Raw genomic sequence first — 16,161 nt, 5'->3', positions numbered from 1 at the left:
AGTCGTATTCGACGTAAATTTTCGTTACTTTCTTCAATAATCACGCGTTGGCCCTTGTAAAGGCCGCGGCGGGAAAAAACCTACGGCTTGTTGACCATGACCTTGGCCGGGCGCAGCAGCCGCCCCTTCAGGCGGTAGCCGTTCTGGACCACCTGGGCGACGCGGTTGTCCTCCAGGGCGGGGTCCTGCACGGTGCCCACGGCCTCGTGGATCTCGGGGTCGAACTCGACCCCCCTGGTCGCCTGCACCGCCTCCAGGCCATGGTTCCTGATCGTGTCCAGGAAGATCTTGCGGGTCATGTCCACGCCGACCACGAAGTTCTTGCACTCGGGCGACAGATTGTCGGTGTGGGCCAGGGCCAGGTCCAGGTTGTCGAGGATGGGCAGCAGGTCGGCCAGGATGGACTCGCCCGCGTACTTCTTCATTTCCTCGGTCTCGCGGAGCAGCCGCTTCTTGACGTTCTCCGAGTCGGCCAGGGCGCGCAGACGGATACCTTCCGCCTCCTTGAACACGTCGCAGCCGGGACAGACCGACTCCTTGCACAGGGCGGTCAGCTCCTCCTTGCTCAGGGACACCTCGGCCTGTTCCCCTTGGGGCGCGTTGTCCACAGCCCCACGGGGGGCCGGGCCGTCGACGGCCGGTTCTTCAAATATCCGCCCCTCGTCGTCGTACAGACCGTTGATGGGCACTTCGTTATTGTTTTTCGCCATGAAATCAGTTCCTTGAGAAACGTATTTGGTAATGAAAAGGCTCGCGGGAAGCGAGACTTGAGGGGAAAATAAGCATGGGGATAAGGTTGTCAATAACCGGGAAGACAAGAAAACCGCACACCGGACGCCCTGTTTGCGCGACCGGGGCGGGACCGGCTCGGGACAGGGGGGAAAGCTACAGGCGGACGGGGCGGCCCCGGCCCGCGGTGACCTCGCGCAGGAGCTTTTCCGCGTCCTGGTAGCCGGGGGCGATTTCAAGAAGATAGGTAAGGATCTCGATCGCTTCACGGGGCATGTCCCCGCGCGCCAGGGTGGAGCCAACGGTGTAGGCCAGGGCGGGATTGTCCCGGTACATGTCCGGGTTGATGACCAGGGCGTTGCGCATGTGCTCCGCGGCCTGGCGGTACTGTTGCCCCTCGCCGTAGGCCAGGGAGATGTTGTACTGGATGTTCTCGTCCTCGGGGGCGTACCGGGCGGCCTCGCCGTAGGCCTCGATGGCCTCGTTCCACAGCCCCTGCTTGCGCAGGGAGATGCCCAGCCGGTTGTACACGGACATGGTCAGGGCGCTCTTGGAGTTCTTCACCAGCTCCAGGCTCCGGCGGTAGTACTTGGCGGCCATGCCGGGGTCGAAGCGGGAGGCCATCTCTGCGATGTCCAGCGACATCTCGCCCACCGCGCCCAGGGCCTCCTCCTTGGCCGCGTCGATGGCCTTGTCGAAATACTCCTCCGCTCCCTTGGAATCGCCCCGCTCGAAATGCATCTCGGCGATGCGGATCTTGCGCGAGCAGTTCAGGGGCGACATGTGGTCGAGCTTGCACAGGTACTTGAGGGCCTCGTCCCGGTTGTCGTCCTCGCAGTGCATGGCCGCGATCTTCTGCAACGGCTCCAGGTAGTCGCTGGAGACGTCCTCGGCCAGGCGGTAGGCGAGCATGGCCTCCTCCCGCCGGGCCAGCCCCTTCTTGGCGTCGCCCAGCAGGACCATGGCCGCCGCGTGCCGGGGCCAGCGCTCCAGGATGTGCTCGGCCACGTCCTGGGCCTCTTCGAACCGGTTGGCACGGACGTGTTCGCGCCCCTCGCAGACCAGGGCGTCCGCCTCGCACCGGGGCTTGAGCATGAAGGCGATCTTCTTGATCACGGAGTTGATGCTCGCGGGCTTCTTCAGGAAGGAGTCCGCCCCGTCCTCGTAGAACTGGAAGAGCCGCTCGCGGTTGATCTCCCGCGAGATCACGGCCACCCGCATGTCCGGGTACATGGGCTTGACGTGGCGCAGGTAGGAGATGGTCAGCTCCGAGTCCAGGGAGTACTCGAGAAAGAGGAAGGGGGAGGCGCCGTCCGCGCTCAGGCCCTTGAGCAGGATCGAGGCCGCGGTCAGGTCCTGGACCGCGTGCAGCGACCCGGCGGGCACGCCCACCGCCTGGCACACGGCGGAACGGAAGGTCTGGATGAAGGTCTTGTCGTGGGAGACGACCAGGAACACGCCGTTGTCGTCGGCAAAATCGACGATGACGTCGCGATACTTGTTCGCCACTTCCTCATCGGTCTTGACCACGTAGAGATTCTTGGTCTCGGAACGGCGCCGGGCCTCCAGTTCCTGCAATTCCGCCTGCTCGGTCCGGACCAGATAGAGACTTTTGTGCTTCTCGTTCTTCTTCATGGCGATACCCGCTGTTCTATACAACAGGTCAAACCGCGAAGACAAGAAAAATTCTTGGAATTTCAGAGGATGCCGCCCCGTTTTCCGAAGCGGGATTCCCACCGTCAGAGGCGGAATTGGCCGTTCTCGTAGATCAGCCTCGGGCTGCCGTCCCCAAGCCGGGCCGTGACCCGCTTGGGCTGGGTGTTGACCAGGTCCCAGTGCATGTCGGACGAGTTGAAGCCGAGCTCGTATTCCAGCTCCGGGGTGAGCAGTTCGGGCGGGCCGGAAAAGCTCTCGAGCACCGAGCCGCCCAGGGCCAGGTGGCAGTTGCCGAGCTCCCCGCCGTAGTTCTCGTCCAGCAGGGTGTGGGCCATGAACCGGTCCACCCTGGAGAAACGCCGGTCGGTCAGGGAGAACTCCCCCACCCGGCGCGCGCCCGCGTCCGAGTAGAGCTGCTGCTGGACGAACACCTGGCCGGTCCCGGCCTCGGCCCGCGAGGCGATGCCCCCGGAGAAGTCCAGGGCCATGTCCGCCACCAGATGCCCGTAGCGCAGGGTCGGCTGGTTGGCGTAGTAGGTCCCGTCCACCTTGCGCGCGTCCGGGGCCACGTAGACTTCGTAGCCGGGAATGTTGGCCCCGTTCACGCCCACGAAGCGGCGGTTGTCGCCGATGCCCACGGTCAGGTCGATGTCCTCGGACTCCACCCTGAGGGAGCGGATGACCATGCCGTCCAGCCAGGCGCAGACCTCGCCGACCTCCTTCTTCAGCCGCCGCCACTCGGCCGTGGGATCGGGCATGTTCAGCCAGCAGGCGCGCTTCAGGGCGTGGGCGTACTCGTCCAGCGTCATGCCCGCCCCCTCGGCCAGGGCCTCGGTGGGATAGAGGCAGGTGGTCCAGCCCATGCTCCCGGACTGCCTGCGCCGCTGGAGGATGCGCCGGTTGGGCGCGTCGGCCCGCCGGGCCTCGGCGATGGTCTTCGGGTTCACGGTCTGGAGATAGGTCAGGCTCTCCGGGGCGATGATGGTGATCACCCCGGAGGTCCGGGAGTAGAGCTCGGCCAGACCGGGCTGCTGGAAGAGGAGCTGGCCGTAGCTGGAGTTGAGGTAGCGCTCCATCTCCATGTAGGGCGTGGGCTGGGCCAGGGCCACGGGCATGAGGTGCATGTCCATGAGCCGGGAGTAAACCGCCTCGGCCAGGGCCAGGCCGGGGATGTCGTAGCGGATGAGGACCATCTCGCTGTTGCGCAGGGGACGCTTCCTGGACTGGTTCAGGGCCCAGGTCAGGACCTCGGCGTAGTTCTCCATGTCGGTCTGGTCGTACAGCGGCACGCGGGCTCCTCGGGTTTCGCGCCACGCATCGGGCGGTGATCCAGGGTAGCCAATGAGGCCGGGTCCGGGCAACCGTTTTCGCGCCCCCGACGCCGCCCCCCCCCGGAGGCGCGGGACGAACAAACCGCCGCGCACCGCTTTACTTCGCGGCCGGGCGGTCGTACACCACAGCCATGCCCGTACTGCCCATCCCCGACTATCGGCCCCCGTTCCCCTTCGCCTCGGGCCACCTGGCCACCCTGTACCCGCCCCTCTTCCGGCTCACGCCCCTGACCGCCCCCGAACCCGAACGCGTGGAGCTGGCCGACTCGGACTTCCTGGACCTGGACTGGCATCGCTCGCGCACGGGCGAGACCAACCGGCTGGTCATCGTCAGCCACGGCCTGGAGGGCAACGCTCGGCGCAAGTACACCCTCGGCATGGCCGTCATGGCCAACGCCCTGGGCTGGGACGCGGCCTGCTGGACCCAGCGCGGGTGCGGCGACGAGCCCAACCGCCTGCCCCGTTGCTACCACTCGGGCGAGACCAACGACCTGCACGAGATCGTCCTGCACTGCCTGGCCACGGGGCGATACGACAAGATCGTGCTCATCGGCTTCTCCATGGGCGGCAACCAGATCCTCAAGTACCTGGGCGAAGACCCGGACCGCGTGCCCGCGCAGGTGGCCGGGGCCGTGGCCTTTTCCACGCCCTGCGACCTGGACGCGGCCGAGCGGGTCATCTCCGCCCACCGCGTCTATTTCGAATATTTCATGCGCGGCCTGCGCGAGAAGATGCGCGAAAAGGGCGAGCGCTTCCCCGAGGTGGTGGACGCATCCCAGCTCAAGGGCATCCGCACCCTGCGCGAGTTCGACAACCGCTTCACCGCGCCCATCGGCGGTTTCGCCGACGCCGCCGACTACTATGCCAAGGCCTCCTCGCTCCAGTTCCTGCGCGCCATCCGCGTGCCCACCCTGCTGGTCAACGCCCAGAACGACCCCTTCCTGACCCCGTCCTGCTTCCCGGTGACCGAGGCCATGTCCAACGCCAGTCTGTTCCTGGAGATGCCGCTGTACGGCGGCCACGTGGGCTTCGTGGCCAAGGACCGGGACAACGTCTACTGGTCCGAGCGGCGGGCCGAAACCTTCCTGCGCGAAATTCCGGTCTGACCGTCCCCCCGGACAAAGCGAAAAAAGCCCGCGCGCATCTCTGCGCACGGGCTTTTCGCCGTCTCCGGCCCCGGGCCTAGTTGAACCGGCAGCGCTTCCTGACGGCCAGCAGGGAGAGCAGCGGGATCGCGGTGCCGAGCAGACCGAGCACGCCCAGAACCATGGGCTTGTCGGGCCAGTCCAGGGAGATGAGCTGCATGGACAGGGCCGCGACGAAGAATATCTCGAAGGTCAGGATGCCCGAGGCCGCTCCCACGTCCGTGTCCACCTGGTCGAGGATCATGGAATTGGAGATGGGCCGGGAGAAGCCCACGCTCAGCGACATGCAGAACATGGGCAGGGCCAGGGTCAGGGGCGTGCGCCCGCCGAGAATGAGCATCAGGATGGTCGAGGCGAACAGGAAGGCGAAGGTGGCGTAGAGCATGTGCAGGGGCTTGTACGTGCCGACCATCCGGGTGCAGACCAGGGAGCCGAGCATGAACCCGATGGCGTTGGCCCCGAAGTAGATGCCGAAGGCCTGTTCGGACAGGCCCAAGGTGTTGATGTACATGTCCGCCGAGCCGCCGATGAAGGCGAAGTGCGGCAGGGACATGAGGGCGAAGCCGGTGGCCAGGACCGCGAAGGGCAGGTTCCCGAGCACCAGCCGGTACCGCCCGGCCACGGCCAGGAAGCCGCCGCGGGTGAACTCCGTAAGCGGCTCCTTGAGGCGGAGTACGCCGTACAGGCCGATCAGGGCCATCCCGGCCTGGACCACGAAGATCCAGCGCCAGGAGGCGAACTTGAGCATCAGCCCGCCGATGGACGGGGCCAGCATGGGGGCCAGGGCCATGATCACCCCCATGTGGGCCAGGATCTTCTGCCGCCGAGCCCCATCATAGAGGTCCTTGGACAGGGCCAGGGCCAGGGCCGCCCCGGCCGCCGCGCCCGCCGCCTGGAGGCACCGGAACGCGAGCAGGAAGCCGATGGACGGGGACAGGGCGCAGCCGAAGGAGGCAATGATGAACAGGAGCAGGCCGCCGATGAGCACCGGCCTGCGCCCGAACCGGTCGGACAGCGGGCCGTGGATGAGCAGGAAGACGCTGAACACGCCCATGAACAGGACCATGGACAGGTTGGCCGTGGCGTAGGAGATGCCCCACAGTGTTTGCAGGGTGGGGATGGCGGGCAGGTACATGTCCGTGGACAGCGGCGGGAAGGCCGCCAGCAGTGCCAGCAGGATCAGGTTGGGCATGAACACCTCGGTAATTGTTGAAGGCGCAACCATCGGGAAAGACCGGGCGGATGTCAAGCGCGATTGCGGTACGCGGCCGCAGCAGGCCGTAAAAAGGCCGGCACCCCATTGGGGTACCGGCCTCGGATATCGTCGTGTTTTCGGGCTATTCGAAGACCAGCTCCTCGCCGCGTTCGTCCACGGTGACGGTCTGGCCGTCGGTCAGGTCGCCGCCGATGAGGCGCTTGGCCAGCGGCGTCTCCAGGTGATGCTGGAGGTAGCGGTGCAGGGGCCGCGCGCCGAAGGACGGGTCGTAGGCCGACTCGGCGATGAACGCCTTGGCCCGGTCCGTCAGGACCAGGTCGATGTTGCGGTCCTCAAGCCGCTTGCGCAGCCCGCCCACCAGCAGGTCGATGATGCCGATGAGCTGTTCCCGGGTCAGCGGCCGGAAGAGCACGGTCTCGTCCACGCGGTTCAGGAACTCGGGCCGGAAGTGGCGCCGCAGCACCTCGCGCACCTGGTCCTCCACGCCCGGCTTGAACTCCCCGTTCGCGTCGATGCCGTCGAGCATGTATTCCGCGCCCAGGTTGGAGGTCATGATCACGATGGTGTTCTTGAAGTCCACCGTGCGCCCGTGGGAGTCGGTCAGCCGCCCGTCGTCCAGAATCTGCAGGAGCACATTGAACACGTCGTGGTGCGCCTTCTCGATCTCGTCGAACAGGATGACCGAGTACGGCTTGCGCCGCACGGCCTCGGTCAGCTGGCCGCCCTCGTCGTAGCCCACGTAGCCCGGAGGCGCGCCGATGAGCCGCGCCACGGTGTGCTTCTCCATGTACTCGGACATGTCGATGCGGACCATGTTGTCCTCGGTGTCGAACAGGGCCGAGGCCAGGGTCTTGCACAGCTCGGTCTTGCCCACGCCCGTGGGGCCGAGGAAGATGAACGAGCCGATGGGCCGGGTCGGGTCCTTGAGCCCGGCCCGGGCGCGCAGCACCGCGTCGGCCACGGCCTGGACGGCCTGGTCCTGGCCGATGACCCGCTCATGCAGGACGTCGGCCAGCCGGAGCAGCTTCTCGCGCTCCCCTTCCATGAGCCGGGACACGGGGATGCCGGTCCACTTGGCGATGACCTGGGCGATGTCGTCCGGGCCGACCTCCTCGCGGACCATGCGCGGTCCGTCGCCGGTCTCCAGGGCCTCGTTGCGCTGGGCCAGCTCCTTCTCCAACTGGGGCAGCTTGCCGTATTCCAGCTCGGCGGCCCGGTTGTAGTCGGGAATGCGCTTGGCCTCGTCGATCTCGCGGCGGGTGGCCTCGATCTCGCTCTTCAGGGCTCGCAGCCGCTCGATGCCGGACTTCTCGTTCTCCCACTGGGCCAGCATGGCGGACTGGGATTCCTTGAGTTCGGCCAGCTTCTTCTCCAGCTCGACGAGCCGTTCGCGGGACGCCTTGTCGGTTTCCCGCTTCAGGGCCTCGCGCTCGATCTCGTACTGCATGATCTGGCGGTTGGCCGTGTCCAGCTCATAGGGCTGGGAGTCGATCTCGGTGCGGATCAGGGCCGCGGCCTCGTCGATGAGGTCGATGGCCTTGTCCGGCAGCTGCCGGTCGGTGATGTACCGGCTGGACAGCACGGCCGCCTCGACGATGGCCCCGTCCGCGATGCGCACGCCGTGGTGCACCTCGAACCGCTCGCGCAGGCCGCGCAGGATGGAGATGGTGTCCTCCACGGACGGCTCCTCCACCAGCACGGTCTGGAAGCGGCGCTCCAGGGCCGGGTCCTTCTCGATGTACTTGCGGTACTCGTCCAGCGTGGTCGCGCCGATGCAGTGCAGCTCGCCGCGCGCCAGCATGGGCTTCAGGATGTTGCTCGCATCCATGGCCCCGTCGGTCTTGCCCGCGCCCACGATGGTGTGCAGCTCGTCGATGAACATGATGATCCGTCCCTCGGACTCGGCCACCTCCTTGAGCACGGCCTTGAGCCGCTCCTCGAACTCGCCGCGGTACTTGGCCCCGGCCACGAGGGCGGACATGTCGAGGGAGAAGACGGTCTTGTCCTTCAGGCCCTCGGGCACGTCGCCCTTGACGATGCGCTGGGCCAGCCCCTCGGCGATGGCGGTCTTGCCCACGCCCGCCTCGCCGATGAGCACCGGGTTGTTCTTGGTGCGGCGGGACAGGATGCGGATGACGCGGCGAATTTCGGAGTCGCGGCCGATGACCGGGTCGAGCTTGCCCGAGCGGGCCTCCTCCACCAGGTCGCGTCCGTACTTCTTCAGGGATTCGTAGGTGGCCTCGGGGTTGTCCGAGGTCACGCGCTGCTTGCCGCGCACTTCCTCAAGGGCGGCCAGGACCTTGTTCTTGTCCAGGCCGAACTGTTTGTTGACGCGGCCCACGCCGGAATTGCCGGGCTCGTCCATGAGGGCCACAAAGACGTGCTCCACGGAGACGTATTCGTCCTTCATGCGCTTGCGCATGTCGTCGGCGGCGACCAGGGCCTGCTGCATGCGCTGGGTGACCATGACCTGGTCCGGGCGCGCGCCCGAGCCGGACACGCTGGGCATTTTTGCGATCTCGGCGTCGATGGCCCCGAGATAGGCGTCCGGGGCCACGCCGAGCTTGCGCAGGATCTGGCCTGCCAGGCCGTTTTCCTGGGCCACCAGGGCGTGCATCAGGTGTTCGCAGTCTATCTGTTGATGGCCGCTCCGAATGGCCAGATTCTGGGCCTCGGAAACGGCTTCCTGGGTCTTGCGGGTGAATGTGTTGATATCCATATGATGATTACCTCCTCACGAAATATGTCGGTCAGACGAGACGCTTGAGCTCCCCGACCTCGACCTCCAGCTCCTCGATCCGCTCGAGCAGGTCCACGATGATGGACCCGCCGTAGACCGAGACCTCGAGGTCGTGGACCAGGCGCATGAGCTTGTGGATGCGGTAGACGTCCTTGAGCCGGAACAGGTACTCCTCGGCCCCGGTCTTCTTGGGGCTGATCCAGCCGAGATCGACCAGTTCGCTCACCTCGGCGGGCTGGATGGAGGTCAGCTGGACCAGTTGGGCCCAGGCCACGTATTCGCTGCGCTCGGGCAGGTTCAGGCCCGGCATGTGCATGATCATTTCCTGCAATTTTCTCGTGGTCATTGTCCTACCCCTAGAACGTTCTCGGCTTGAAGTCCGAGACCTTCTGCAATTGTTCGAACAGGTCGCGCTCCTTGGCCGAAAGCCGCTCGGGAACCTGGATCATGATGCGCACGTACTGGTCGCCCTTCTTGGCCCCGGAGCCGAGGCCCCGGCCCTTGATGCGCAGCTTCTTGCCCGAGCCGATGCCCGGCGGAATCTTCATCTCCACGGCCCCGTCCAGGGTGGGAATGCGCGCGGTGGTGCCGAGCGCCGCCTCCCAGGGACTGAGCGGCAGGTCGAGGACGACGTCCGATTCGGCCACCTTGAACATGGGGTGCGGCATGAGCCGGATCTTCAGGTACAGGTCGCCCTTGGGTCCGCCGCCCATGCCGGGATTGCCCTGGCCCGCCAGGCGGATCTTCTGGCCGTCCTTGATGCCCGCGGGCACCGTGACCTCGAGGGTCTTGGTGTTCACGCGCGGGATGCCGTCGGGACCGGCGGTCTGCTCCTGGAGGGTGATGGACTTCTTGCCGCCCCGGTACGCCTCCTCGAGGGTCAGCTCGTAGGACGCCTCGGAGTCCGCGCCCCTGCGGGGACGCGCCTTGAAGCCGCCGCCGAAGTCTCCCTGCGAGAAGCCGCCCTGCTGGAAGCCGCCGCGGAACGAGCCGCCGCCCCCGCCGAAGATGGTCTCGAAGAAGTCGGAGAAGCCCGCGCCGCCACCGCCGAAGCCGCCGCCTCCGCCGCCGAAGTGGACGTTTTCGTAGCCCGGCGGCGGCTGGAAGTTCTGGCCATGCTCCCAATTGGAGCCGAACTGGTCATAGAGCTTGCGCTTCTTCTCGTCCTTGAGGACTTCGTAGGCCTCGTTGATCTCCTTGAACTTGTCCTCGGCTTCCTTGTTGTTGGGATTGAGATCGGGGTGATACTTTCGGGCCAGCTTCTTGAAAGCCTTGCCGATCTCTTCCTTGGAAGCGGTACGGGACACGCCGAGGAGTTTGTAGTAGTCTCTATATTCCATCAGAATCGTTTTCCTTGGACGAATTGTATTTTATTCAACGCCTACCTAAAGTAATATGCCTTTGCATGGTGTCAAGACCGGAATCGCGGCAACCGAATATTTTTCCACAGAGTTATCCACATACCTCGGAAGGAGGAAATATGCAGCGTCCCACTCTCCCGGCCCTTGTCGTGCTCATCCTCGGCCTGGCCCTGTCGTCCCTGGCCTGGACCCCGTGGGGGGCCATCTACGGCAGCGCGCGCGACGAGCGCAGCGTGGGCGATCAGGCCACGGACAAGCAGATATCCCTGTCCATCAAGGCAGACCTGGCGGACAAGGATTCCGGACTGGCCCTCAAGGTCCATGTCTATTGTTTCCTGAAGCACGTCTATCTGGTGGGAGCCATCGACGACACGGCCTTCCGCGCCTTTGCCGTGAAGACGGCCAAGGGGACCAAGGATGTGGCCAAGGTGACCACCTACTTCGTGGCCGAGTCGGACACCACGTCCGCCGACCTGGAGCTGGCCGCCAAGGTGCGCACCGCGCTCATCGGCAACGGGGACCTGAGCTCCACCCAGATCGAGCAGGAGGCCATGAACGGCGAGGTGGTCCTGCTCGGCATGGTCCGGAGCAAGGCGGACGCCGCCCTGGCCGTGAAGACGGCCAAGGGGGTCGAGGGCGTGCGCAAGGTCACGTCCTTCCTGATTCCGACCAAGTAGGGAGCGGGCCTGCGGCCCGGAGGGATCAGGCCGCCGAGCGGTGGCGGGCCGAGGGACGGCACAGTCCCCGGTTCAGGGCGTCGATCAGGTCCGCCTTGGAGTTGACCGGCACGGTGAACCGCGTGGGGCAGCGGCCCAGCTCTTCCAGGGCGTGGGCGTCGGACCCGGCCACGAAGGTCATGTCGTGACCCGAGGCCAGCTCCAAGGCATGGCGGTTCTCGGCGGCGGAGTTGCGCCCGTTCTCCACCTCGGCGATGGCGCACAGCCCCCGGTCAAAGATGACCGGGTCGGCCGGACGCCAGGTCCGGCACGGGTGGGCCGCGATGGCCGCGCCGCCCAGGGCGCGCACCTCGGGCAGCAGGATTTCGGCGGACAGCCCGTGGGGCAGGGAGCGGACGTCGCCGAAGAGCAGGTAATCGCCCTGGTCCGTGGTGTACTCCATGCCTACGATGAGCAGCAGCCCGTCCGGCTGGAATCCCTCCCGGCATTGAGTCAGGATGGACATGGTGTCGTGATCGGTGATACAAACGGCGTCAAGACCCAGCGACCGGGCATTGGCCAGGATTTCCGAGGGTTTCAGGACGCTGCACGGCGAACATGTCGAATGGACGTGTAGATCTATGAGCATATGCACAGTGTACACGCGCACCCGCCCTTTGCAATGAGATTGTATTAATGAGAATTGTTATCGGAATAGATTGTATCTATATATTCAGTGGGGTCGTCCGTGCCTGACACATGTCTGCTCATCCTGCTGGACGGCCTGGGCGACCGTGCCCATGCCCACCTCGGCCACCGCACCCCGCTCCAGGCGGCGGCCACGCCCTGCCTGGACCGGCTGGCCGGGCTCGGGGCCACGGGGCTGTACCACGCCTCCTTTTTCGGCCAGCCCCTGCCCTCGGAAAACGCCCACTTCGCCCTGTTCGGCGGCCGGCCTGACGAGTTCCCCGGACGCGGCGCGCTGGAGGCCCTCGGCGCGGGCCTCGACCTCGGCCCGGACGACGTGGCCCTGCTTGCCCACTTCGCCCACATCGGCCCGGACGCGGACAACCGGCTGACCCTGCTGCGCGACAAGGTGCCGATCGCGCCGGACGAGGCCGACGCCCTGTTCGCCGCCCTGCCGCCCTTCACGCGCGACGGCGTGACCGCCAGCCTGCACCCGGTGGGCGGCCTGTTCGGTGTGCTGGTGCTGCGCGGCGACGTCTCGCCCTTCGTCACCGACACCAACCCCATGGTGGACGGCCGCCTCCTGCCGCGTCCCCTGCCCCTGCGGGAGCAGGCCCACGACCCGGCGGCCCGGCGCACGGCCGCGTTCCTGGCCGACTACCTGGTCCGGGCGCACCGCATCCTGGCCGACCTGCCCATGAACCGCGCACGGGAACAGGCCGGACAGGTCCCGGCCGACGGGCTGGTCACCCAGCGGGCCGGGCGGCTCAAGCCCTGCCCCTCCCTGCGCGAACGGTACGGGTTGCGCGGCCTGTCCATCGCCACCGGGGCCATGTACGCGGGGCTGGCCCGGTTCACGGGCATGGAATTTCTCCGGGCGCGCGACACGGGCGATCCGGGCGCGGACCTGGCCGAGCGCATCCGCCTGGCCCTGGACCGGGCGGACGATTTCGACTTCATCCACGTGCACACCAAGACCCCGGACCAGGCGGCCCACACCAAGGACCCGGAGGCCAAGGTCCGGGTCATCGAGTCCCTGGACCGGGGGCTCAAAGGGGTGGCCGACGCCATCCTGGCCGACCCGCGTCTGCTCCTGGCCGTGACCGGGGACCACTCCACCCCGAGCTGCGGCGGGCTGATCCACTCGGGCGAGCCGGTACCGCTGCTGTTCGCGGGCGAGGGCGTGCGGAGGGACGCGGTGACCGCCTTCGACGAGATCAGTGTGGCCGGAGGCGCGCTGGGCTGCATGCGCGGCCGCGAATTCCTCTTTTCGGTCCTGAACTACCTGGACCGCGCCCGGCTGGTCGGCATCCACGACACGCCCGACCCGGTGGAGTACTGGCCCGGCGACCACCCCCCGTTCATCCTCGACCCCCAGGAGTGACCATGCACCCCCTCGGCTTCATCCACGGACGGTTCCAGGTCCTGCACAACGACCATCTGGTCTACCTGCTGGCGGGCAAGGCGCTGTGCGACCGGCTGATCATCGGCGTGACCAACCCGGACGCGGCCACCACCCGCGACGAGGCGACCAACCCGGCCCGGTCCAGCCGGGAGAACAACCCCCTGACCTTCGAGGAGCGCAAGGCCATGATCGAGGCCGCCCTGATGGAGGCCGGAGTGGACCGGCACGCCTTCTCGGTGATCCCCTTCCCCATCAACTGCCCGGAGCTGCTCGAACAGCGCGCCCCGCGCGACGCGGTCTACTTCCTGACCATCTACGACGACTGGGGACGGGAGAAGCTCAGGCGGTTCCGGGAGCTGGGCCTGAAGACCGAGGTCATGTGGGAGCGGCCCGAGCGTGAAAAGGGCATCAACGGCACGGCCGTGCGCGCGGCCATCCGCGACGGCGGCGAGTGGCGCTCCCTGGTCCCGCCCGCCGTGGCGGCATTGGTGGACCGCTGGCACCTGGCCGAACGGTTCCGGCACCCATAATCTATACTAGATATCGCACTCCGCGCCGAAGGCGCCATAGAGGGATGCAAGGGTGCGAGCCCTTGCCCGCCGACAAATCCGCAGGACAGCGGATTTGGACCGCGCCCGATAAGGCGCGGCCCCGTAGGGGTGAGCCCCAGGACGGGGCGAATCAAGGCGAAACCACCCGACATCGCCGCGAAGCGGCATCCACACCTGCTTCCTCTTACAACGCAGGCGGCGGCCCCGGCTCCTCGGGGTCGTAGTCCTTGCTGTCCGGGTTGTAGCAGTAACGGCAGCGGCCGGGTCTGCGGAACCAGCGGATGAGGACGATGCCGGTGAGGAAGCCCCCAACGTGCGCCCACCAGGCCACGTTCTGGGCGCTTTGGGCCGTGGAGTACACCCCGGAGAGGATCTGCATGACGAACCAGAATCCCAGGAACAGGGAGGCGGGGATGCGGAAAAAGAGGGGGAGGAAAAAGACCGGGATGAGGGTCAGGACCCGGCCGTGGGGGTAGAGCACGATGTACGCGCCCATGACCCCGGCGATGGCTCCGGACGCCCCGACCACGGGCAGGGGCGAGGTCCGCTCGAAGGCCATGTGCGTGGCCACGGCGGCCAGGCCGCAGAGCACGTAGAAGAGCACGAACCAGCCGTGCCCGGTGACGTCCTCGATGTTGTCGCCGAAGATCCAGAGCATCCACATGTTCAGGATGACGTGCAGCCAGCCGCCGTGCAGGAACATGTAGGTCAGGAACGGCCAGCCCATGGTGTCGGGGAAACCGGCCCAGGCCGCCCAGTCCGGCTCGAAGAACCGGGCCGGAACGACCCCGAACAGATAGAAGACCCGCGCCCTGGCCTCGGGCGGCAGGGAGAACACGAACAGGAAGACCACGAAATTGAGCGCGATGATGGTCGTCACGGCGTAGGGCCGGGTGACGCGCGGCACGTTGTCGCGGATGGGGATCACGCAGGGTTCCTCACGGCGTCGAGTTCGGCGGCCAGTTCCGGCCACAGGGCGTCCATGCGATCGGCGGCCTCGCGGTTGCGCCGCTCCCAGGCGGTCAGGGCGGCCTGATCCAGGCGGCGCGCGCCGTCGGCCAGTTCGGCCAGCCCCCGGTCGTTGTCCACGACGAGGTCGCAGGCCGCGAGCTTGTCGGCCTCGGGCCACTGCCAGGAGTCGAACACGGCCAGGACCTCGGGCGGCAGACGGCGCAGCTCGCGCAGCTCGCCGGTCCGCTTGGCCTCGGGACAACGCACCCCGGCCACCAGGTCCACCGCGCCGGTCTTGTGCCAGCCCCCTTCCAGGAGCAGGGGGACCTCGGCGTAGGCCACGGGCTCGTCCCGATGGGCCTGGAAAAACGCTTCGCACTGGTGGCGGACCATGGGGTGGATCATGTCCATGACCTCCCGGCGCATCCCCTCGGACGCGCACATGGCCGCGAACAGCGCCCGCTTGTCCACGCTCCCGTCGTCCAGGGTGTAATTCCCGCCGAACCGCTGCCGGATCATGGCCGCGCCGTCGCCGCCCGGCCCGTACAGCCCGGCCACGCACTCGTCGGCCGAGAAGCAGGGCCGCCCCATGTCGCGCAAGGCCTTGAGCAGGGCGGACTTGCCGCCGCCCGGCATGCCCACGATGCCCACCCGCAGGCATTCCCGGGTCAGCCCGGCGAGCAGCGCGCGGAAGTCCTCGGGCGGGGCCAGCCAGCGGGTCACCGGCTCGCCCGTGACCGGGTGGGGCACGGACAGGTAGAAGGCGTGGAGCATCTGGCGCGGGGCCAGCCCGGCCAGCCGGTCGGGCCGCCGCGACCATTCGGCGTTCTCGCGCGGGCCGTAGGCCGCGTCGCCGATCAGGGGGTGGCCGATGTGGGCCATATGCACGCGGATCTGGTGGGTCCGGCCGGTGTGGATGCGCACGGCCGCCAGGGAGGCCAGGCCGCGCGGACCGGTCCAGAGCACGCGGTAGTCGCTGCGCGCCTCGCGCCCGCCCTTGGGCAGCACGGCCATGAGGGTCTTGTGGGTCGGATGGCGTCCCATGGGCGCGTCGATGACCCCCTCGGCCAGCTCGGGACGCCCGTGGACCAGGGCCAGGTAGACCTTGAAGGTCTCGTGCCCGGCGAAGCTCGCGGACAGGGCCAGTCGGGCCGACTCGGTGCGGGCCACGGCCATGAGCCCGGAGGTGTCCTTGTCCAGGCGGTGGACGATGCCGGGCCGCTGCGGGTCCATGCCGCTGTTTTCGGCCGCGATGTCCGGCCATTGATGGATGAGCAGGTTGACCAGGGTGGGGCCGGGCTCGCTGGGCGCGGGGTGCACGGTCAGCCCGGCGGGCTTGACGATCACGAGCATGTGCTCGTCCTCGTACACGGCCTCGATGTCGCCCGACACCGGCTCGGGCGGCGAGGCCGGGCCCAGGGGGTCGGCCTCGGGCGCGGCGGCCCGGATGACCGCGACCTGGCCACGGGCCAGCTTGAGGTTGCCTTTGGTCGTGACCTCGCCGTCCACCAGGGCCAGGCCGGACTCGATCCAGCCCTTGACCCGGCCCCGGGAGACGCCCTCCCCTGCCAGTTCGCGGCCCCAGAACTTGTCCAGCCGGGTGCCCGCGTCGGACAGGGTCACGGTCCGTTCCCACCGCTGTTCGGATTTCTCGTTCGTCATGACAAAGGTGATATACCGGGAATCATTGGAAAGTAAAATTCAAATTGATTTTATGCACTCATCGTTGACAA

At 67.2% G+C, this 16,161-nt stretch carries 14 protein-coding genes; 4 read left to right on the top strand and 10 right to left on the bottom strand.

Features of this window, described 5'->3' with window-relative positions; genetic code table 11:
* Positions 1 to 80 precede the first annotated feature (80 nt).
* The 3 genes from DND132_RS16790 to DND132_RS16780 form a co-directional block, all read right to left on the bottom strand.
* The gene (locus tag DND132_RS16790; RefSeq protein ID WP_014323966.1) at positions 81 to 710 is read right to left on the bottom strand and encodes a nucleotide exchange factor GrpE; all 630 of its coding nucleotides are present in this window, start codon (positions 708 to 710) and stop codon (positions 81 to 83) included.
* Positions 711 to 885: 175 nt separating this feature from the next.
* Positions 886 to 2,364, bottom strand: a complete 1,479-nt coding sequence (locus DND132_RS16785; RefSeq protein WP_014323965.1) for a tetratricopeptide repeat protein — start codon at positions 2,362 to 2,364, stop codon at positions 886 to 888.
* Between the two features lie 104 nt (positions 2,365 to 2,468).
* Positions 2,469 to 3,674: an aminopeptidase gene (locus tag DND132_RS16780; RefSeq protein WP_014323964.1), complete on the bottom strand. Its 1,206-nt coding sequence runs from the start codon at positions 3,672 to 3,674 to the stop codon at positions 2,469 to 2,471.
* 173 nt (positions 3,675 to 3,847) lie between these two features.
* On the opposite strand from DND132_RS16780, the gene DND132_RS16775 reads away from it, so the two are divergent.
* Positions 3,848 to 4,822 carry a YheT family hydrolase gene (locus DND132_RS16775; protein WP_014323963.1) on the top strand — a complete coding sequence of 325 codons (975 nt, stop codon included), beginning with the start codon at positions 3,848 to 3,850 and terminating at the stop codon, positions 4,820 to 4,822.
* 76 nt (positions 4,823 to 4,898) lie between these two features.
* On the opposite strand, the gene DND132_RS16770 is transcribed toward DND132_RS16775, so the two are convergent.
* The 4 genes from DND132_RS16770 to DND132_RS16755 all read right to left on the bottom strand — a co-directional run bounded on the left by DND132_RS16770 (position 4,899) and on the right by DND132_RS16755 (position 10,157).
* Positions 4,899 to 6,053, bottom strand: coding sequence for an MFS transporter (locus DND132_RS16770; RefSeq protein ID WP_014323962.1), 1,155 nt, complete (start codon positions 6,051 to 6,053; stop codon positions 4,899 to 4,901).
* 145 nt (positions 6,054 to 6,198) lie between these two features.
* Positions 6,199 to 8,796, bottom strand: coding sequence for an ATP-dependent chaperone ClpB (clpB, locus tag DND132_RS16765; RefSeq protein ID WP_014323961.1), 2,598 nt, complete (start codon positions 8,794 to 8,796; stop codon positions 6,199 to 6,201).
* A 31-nt stretch (positions 8,797 to 8,827) separates the two neighbouring features.
* The gene (locus DND132_RS16760) at positions 8,828 to 9,163 is read right to left on the bottom strand and encodes a chaperone modulator CbpM (RefSeq protein WP_148267025.1); all 336 of its coding nucleotides are present in this window, start codon (positions 9,161 to 9,163) and stop codon (positions 8,828 to 8,830) included.
* Between the two features lie 10 nt (positions 9,164 to 9,173).
* Positions 9,174 to 10,157 (bottom strand): DnaJ C-terminal domain-containing protein, encoded by a 984-nt coding sequence (locus tag DND132_RS16755; RefSeq protein WP_014323959.1) that lies wholly within the window; start codon positions 10,155 to 10,157, stop codon positions 9,174 to 9,176.
* A gap of 140 nt (positions 10,158 to 10,297) precedes the next feature.
* On the opposite strand from DND132_RS16755, the gene DND132_RS16750 reads away from it, so the two are divergent.
* Complete coding sequence (locus DND132_RS16750; RefSeq protein ID WP_014323958.1) at positions 10,298 to 10,855, top strand: BON domain-containing protein; 558 nt, start codon at positions 10,298 to 10,300, stop codon at positions 10,853 to 10,855.
* Between the two features lie 25 nt (positions 10,856 to 10,880).
* Here the strand turns inward: DND132_RS16750 and DND132_RS16745 are convergent, their stop codons facing one another.
* Positions 10,881 to 11,483: a PHP domain-containing protein gene (locus DND132_RS16745; protein WP_041915841.1), complete on the bottom strand. Its 603-nt coding sequence runs from the start codon at positions 11,481 to 11,483 to the stop codon at positions 10,881 to 10,883.
* Between the two features lie 99 nt (positions 11,484 to 11,582).
* Here DND132_RS16745 and DND132_RS16740 point away from each other — a divergent pair, with 99 nt between their 5' ends.
* A complete protein-coding gene (locus DND132_RS16740; protein ID WP_014323956.1) occupies positions 11,583 to 12,905 on the top strand; it encodes a BPG-independent phosphoglycerate mutase family protein in 1,323 nt (440 codons plus the stop codon).
* Positions 12,906 to 12,907: 2 nt separating this feature from the next.
* The gene (locus DND132_RS16735; RefSeq protein WP_014323955.1) at positions 12,908 to 13,456 is read left to right on the top strand and encodes a nucleotidyl transferase family protein; all 549 of its coding nucleotides are present in this window, start codon (positions 12,908 to 12,910) and stop codon (positions 13,454 to 13,456) included.
* A 205-nt stretch (positions 13,457 to 13,661) separates the two neighbouring features.
* Here the strand turns inward: DND132_RS16735 and DND132_RS16730 are convergent, their stop codons facing one another.
* The gene (locus DND132_RS16730) at positions 13,662 to 14,405 is read right to left on the bottom strand and encodes a rhomboid family intramembrane serine protease (RefSeq protein ID WP_014323954.1); all 744 of its coding nucleotides are present in this window, start codon (positions 14,403 to 14,405) and stop codon (positions 13,662 to 13,664) included.
* The gene (locus tag DND132_RS16725) at positions 14,402 to 16,090 is read right to left on the bottom strand and encodes a dephospho-CoA kinase (protein WP_014323953.1); all 1,689 of its coding nucleotides are present in this window, start codon (positions 16,088 to 16,090) and stop codon (positions 14,402 to 14,404) included. The genes DND132_RS16730 and DND132_RS16725 overlap by 4 nt, the downstream gene beginning before the upstream one ends.
* Positions 16,091 to 16,161: the final 71 nt, after the last annotated feature.

Origin of the sequence: Pseudodesulfovibrio mercurii (assembly GCF_000189295.2) — a bacterium.
Taxonomy (GTDB): domain Bacteria; phylum Desulfobacterota; class Desulfovibrionia; order Desulfovibrionales; family Desulfovibrionaceae; genus Pseudodesulfovibrio; species Pseudodesulfovibrio mercurii.
The sequence above is the reverse complement of the archived record's forward strand: the minus strand, read 5'-3'. Positions and strand labels throughout refer to the sequence as shown.